This window comes from Methylobacterium sp. WL116, assembly GCF_008039455.1.
Classification (GTDB): domain Bacteria; phylum Pseudomonadota; class Alphaproteobacteria; order Rhizobiales; family Beijerinckiaceae; genus Methylobacterium.
Window position 1 is genome coordinate 1 of record NZ_VRUV01000414.1, and the last position, 4,105, is coordinate 4,105.

Annotated in this window: 5 protein-coding genes and 1 pseudogene; 3 read left to right on the top strand and 3 right to left on the bottom strand. The window is 71.1% G+C overall.

Translation table 11 applies throughout. The features are described 5' to 3' along the window. On the bottom strand, nucleotides 1-132 hold a 132-nt coding region (locus FV223_RS21695), incomplete at its 3' end, for a CinA family protein (protein ID WP_187276203.1). Here FV223_RS21695 and FV223_RS21700 point away from each other — a divergent pair. Together FV223_RS21700 and FV223_RS21705 are read left to right on the top strand one after the other, a co-directional pair. After that, nucleotides 121-261 (top strand): annotated as a pseudogene (locus FV223_RS21700) (damage-inducible protein CinA); the annotation flags it as partial. The gene FV223_RS21695 and the pseudogene FV223_RS21700 overlap by 12 nt on opposite strands. Nucleotides 262-330: 69 nt before the next feature. Next, on the top strand, nucleotides 331-1,536 hold the full coding sequence (locus FV223_RS21705) for an FAD-dependent oxidoreductase (RefSeq protein WP_147728940.1): 1,206 nt from the start codon (nucleotides 331-333) through the stop codon (nucleotides 1,534-1,536). Between the two features lie 115 nt (nucleotides 1,537-1,651). Here the strand turns inward: FV223_RS21705 and FV223_RS21710 are convergent, their stop codons facing one another. Together FV223_RS21710 and lipA are read right to left on the bottom strand one after the other, a co-directional pair. Next, nucleotides 1,652-2,110 (bottom strand): type II toxin-antitoxin system RatA family toxin, encoded by a 459-nt coding sequence (locus tag FV223_RS21710; RefSeq protein ID WP_147728941.1) that lies wholly within the window; start codon nucleotides 2,108-2,110, stop codon nucleotides 1,652-1,654. Nucleotides 2,111-2,116: 6 nt separating this feature from the next. Further along, nucleotides 2,117-3,112, bottom strand: a complete 996-nt coding sequence (gene lipA, locus FV223_RS21715) for a lipoyl synthase (protein ID WP_147728942.1) — start codon at nucleotides 3,110-3,112, stop codon at nucleotides 2,117-2,119. Between the two features lie 246 nt (nucleotides 3,113-3,358). Here lipA and FV223_RS21720 point away from each other — a divergent pair, with 246 nt between their 5' ends. Then, the gene (locus tag FV223_RS21720) at nucleotides 3,359-3,868 is read left to right on the top strand and encodes a PRC-barrel domain-containing protein (RefSeq protein ID WP_147728943.1); all 510 of its coding nucleotides are present in this window, start codon (nucleotides 3,359-3,361) and stop codon (nucleotides 3,866-3,868) included. Nucleotides 3,869-4,105 lie beyond the last annotated feature (237 nt).

A 4,105-nucleotide genomic window follows, 5' to 3' on the forward strand; every position in this document is an offset into this window, starting at 1 on the left:
GGCCTCGTTCGAGTAGGTGACGAAGCCGCGCTCGACCACCGCCGACGAGCCGGGCACCGCCGTCAGCAACCCGGCGACGAGCCCTCCGGTGCAGGATTCGGCCGTCGCGATCCGGGTGCCGGCCTCGTGCATTTCGGCCTGGCGACCGGCGGCGGCGTCCGCCACCTGGAGCGGCGCTACGGCGATCTCGGCCGTGCCGAGATCCGACGTCGCGCCGTCGTCGATGCGTTGGACCTGTTGGAGGCGGCGCTCGTTTCCTGATCGGGGCGCTCGTGTCTCCTGATCGGAGCGGTCCTGCGGCGAACGCCGCCGAACCGGAGGCGCGGTTCCATGGACAGCCTGTCGGCACAAATCTGCATCGTCGGCGGTGGACCGGCGGGGATGATGGCGGGTCTGCTGTTCGCCCGCGCGGGCGTCTCGGTCGTGGTGCTGGAGAAGCACAGCAACTTCCTGCGCGATTTCCGCGGCGACACCATCCATCCCTCGACCCTGGCCGTGATGGACGATCTCGGCCTCGGCGACGCCTTCCGCGCCCTGCCGCAGCGCCGGGTCGAGACGTTATCGGCGGTGATGGGCGGCCGGACGTTCCGCGTCGCCGATTTCCGCCGGCTCGCGACGCGGAACCGCTTCATCGCGCTGATGCCGCAATGGGATTTCCTCGACTTCCTCGGCCGCGAGGCGAGGAAGCTGCCCGGCTTCCGGCTGCTGATGGCGACCGAGGGGCAGTCGCTGATCGAGACGGATGGCCGGATCGCCGGGGTTCGTGCCGCCGGCCCCGACGGTGCGATCGCGATCGCCGCCGACCTCGTCCTATGCGCCGACGGCCGGCATTCCGCGATGCGACGTCGGGCCGGCTTCGTGCCGCGCGACTTCGCGGCCCCGATCGACGTGCTGTGGTTCCGCCTGTCGCGCCGCCCCGGAGACCCGGAGGCCGCGGCCGGTCGCTTCGGGGCGGGCCGCATCCTGATCACGATCGATCGCGGCGATTACTGGCAATGCGCCGCAATCGTGCCGAAGGGCGGCGACGAGGCGATCCGCACGCGCGGACTCGTGGCGTTCCGCGCCGGCATCGCCGACCTCGCGCCGTTCCTGGCCGACCGCACCGGCGAGATCGGGACCTTCGACGCGGTGAGGACGCTGACGGTGACCGTGGACCGGCTGGAGCGCTGGCACCGTCCGGGGCTGCTCTGCATCGGCGACGCGGCGCATGCGATGTCGCCGGTCGGCGGCGTCGGCATCAACATCGCGATCCAGGATGCGGTCGCCGCCGCCAACCTGCTCGCCGGGCCGTTGCGGGCCGGACGCCTCGCCGAGGCCGACCTCGCGCGGGTCCAGGCCCGCCGAAGCCTTCCGACGCGGCTGACGCAACGGGTCCAGCGCCTGATCCAGGATCGGATCATCGCCCCGGTGCTCGACCACGGGGACGCGCGCCTCAGCCCGCCGCTCGCGCTCCGGCTGCTCGACCGCCTGCCGTGGCTTCAGCGCATCCCGGCCCGGATCGTCGGCCTCGGCTTCCGCCCGGAGCATCCGCGGTGAGGCGCACGATCCAGCGCGTCCTCTTCGTCTGCGGTCGCGCCCCACTCCGCAGCCCGACGGCCGAGCAGGCCTTCTCTCGGGTATGCCCAACCGGATGCCGCCGGCGCGGCCGGCCTCAGGCCCTACCGTAGACCCGGTCCGCCCGGCTCTCGAACGCGTCGGTGAACTTGCGGAAGGCGCGGTCGAACATCTTGCCCATCAGCAGGCCGAGGGCGAAGCTCTTGAACTCGTAGGTGATGAAGAAGTCGACGTCGCAGCCGCCGTCGCGGCCGAGCTTGAACGCCCAGCGGTTCTCGAGATACCGGAACGGGCCGTCGATGTACTCGGCCGTGATCTTGAGGTTCGGGCGGTCGAGGCCGACCCGGGTGGTGAAGCGCTCGCGGATCGCCTTGTAGCCGACGCCCATCTCGGCCACGAGCACCTCGGTCCCCTCCCCGGTGCCGGGCTGGCGGCGCAGCACGCGCAGCGATTCGCACAGCGGCAGGAACTCGGGATAGTGCTCCACGTCGGCGACGAGGTCGTACATCTGCTGGGGCGAGTGACGCACCCAGCGGGTGATCCGGAAGGATGGCATGACGACTCAGGCTGAGAGGGTGTCGGGGGCGAGCCGCGCGTTGCGGGCGGCCTGGAGCCGCGAGAAATCCTCGCCGGCGTGGTGCGACGAGCGGGTCAGCGGCGTCGCCGAGACCAGCAGGAAGCCCTTGGCGTAGGCGGTGGTCTCGAACGCCTTGAACTCGTCCGGCGGCACGAAGCGGACGACCTCGTGGTGCTTCTTGGTCGGCTGCAGGTACTGGCCGATGGTGAGGAAGTCGACGTCGGCCGAGCGCAGGTCGTCCATCAGCTGCACGACCTCGTTCCGCTCCTCGCCGAGGCCGACCATGATGCCGGACTTGGTGAAGATCGTGGGGTCGAGCTCCTTGACCCGCTGCAGCAGGCGCACCGAGTGGAAGTAGCGGGCGCCGGGGCGGACCGTGAGGTAGTTGCCGGGTACCGTTTCGAGGTTGTGGTTGAACACGTCGGGCTTGGCGGCCACGACCGCCTCGAGCGCGCCGTCCTTGCGCAAGAAGTCCGGCGTCAGGATCTCGATGGTGGTGCCGGGGCTGAGCCGCCGGATCGCCGCGATGGTGCGGGCGAAATGCTCGGCACCGCCGTCGGCGAGGTCGTCGCGGTCCACGGAGGTGACGACGACGTGGTGCAGGCCGAGCTTGGCCACCGAGTCCGCGATCTTGTCGGGCTCGTGCTGATCCAGGGCGTTGGGCAGGCCGGTGCGCACGTTGCAGAAGGCGCAGGCCCGCGTGCAGGTGTCGCCCATGATCATGAAGGTGGCGTGGCGCTTCTCCCAGCACTCGCCGATGTTGGGGCACCCGGCCTCCTCGCAGACCGTGACGAGGCCGTGCTCGCGCACGATCGCCCGGGTCTCGGCCCAGGCCGGGGAGCCCGGCGCCTTCACGCGGATCCAGTCGGGCTTGCGCAGCTGCACCGGCTGGTCCGGCCGGTGCGCCTTCTCCGGGTGGCGGATGCGGGCCGGAAGCGGTGGCCGCGGATCGTTCTTCAGGAGATCGAGGACGGTCGCCATGACACACCGCGTGCGAGGCACCCGCGGTGCGGGTATCGGGGAGCACCTGCGACTTAAGACGTCCGGCCCCGCGCCGCAAACCGGCGCGACCGCAGGTCGCCCACGATCCCGAGACAGGGCGCGCGGATTCGTCATGGCCGGCGGGCCCGCGCGATCCGCCGCAACGCCCGCCCGGAACCCGGCGTGACGGATCCGGTTCCTTGGGGTCAACGGCCGCCGCACGGCCCTCACCGGAAGGAAGATCGCTTGACCCGGATCCTGCGCCGCGCACTCGCCGCACCCGTGATGCTCGCGCTCGTGTTCCCGGCGCTCGCCGGCGTCGGCCCGGAGGACAAGCCGGCGCAGAGCGACGGCATGGTGGTGCAGGGCACCGGCCCGGGCACCAGCGCAGGCGGCAGCCCGTCCGATGTCGGGATCAAGCGCGCCGGATCGAAGGCGGATGCCGAGGGCCGCAACAAGCTCAGCCCCGCCGGCTTCCTCACCACCGACGTAATCGGGATCAAGGTCTCGGACAATGCCGGCAACGCGCTCGGCACGGTGGTCGACCTCGTGATGGAGGACGGGCGCACCCTGACGGCCGTGGTGCTCGACATCGGCGGGTTCCTCGGCGTCGGCACGCGCTACGTCGCGGTGCAGCCGGCCGCGCTGATCCTGTCCCCGGGCGGCGAGCGCTACGCCGCCACGCTCGACATGAGCAAGGAGCAGCTCGGGGCCGCGCCGGACTTCAAGTACAGCAAGTACAAGCCGCAGAACTGACGCGGCATCAGCGTGTGGCAGGCGGCGATGCGTCGTCGGCCACGCCGATCCCGGCCGCGCTAGGGCAGGGAAATCCGCCTTCAAGAATGTCGCTTGCGGTCAAGCTTGGCTATGGCGATGTCCACGGGATTTTCGGTGGGAACGGTGATGGTCGAGGCCTTGCGGAAGGCGATCCGGTTGCGGGCGACGCGGCGCTCGCGCGACCTGCGGATCGGAACCAGCGGCTGCGCCCGCACG

What these genes read in the sequence shown, in the direction of transcription:
- FV223_RS21705 (WP_147728940.1), top strand. Translation starts at nt 331, where the DNA reads ATGGACAGCCTGTCGGCACAAATCTGCATCGTCGGCGGTGGACCGGCG.
- FV223_RS21710 (WP_147728941.1), bottom strand. Translation starts at nt 2,110, where the DNA reads ATGCCATCCTTCCGGATCACCCGCTGGGTGCGTCACTCGCCCCAGCAG.
- lipA (WP_147728942.1), bottom strand. Translation starts at nt 3,112, where the DNA reads ATGGCGACCGTCCTCGATCTCCTGAAGAACGATCCGCGGCCACCGCTT.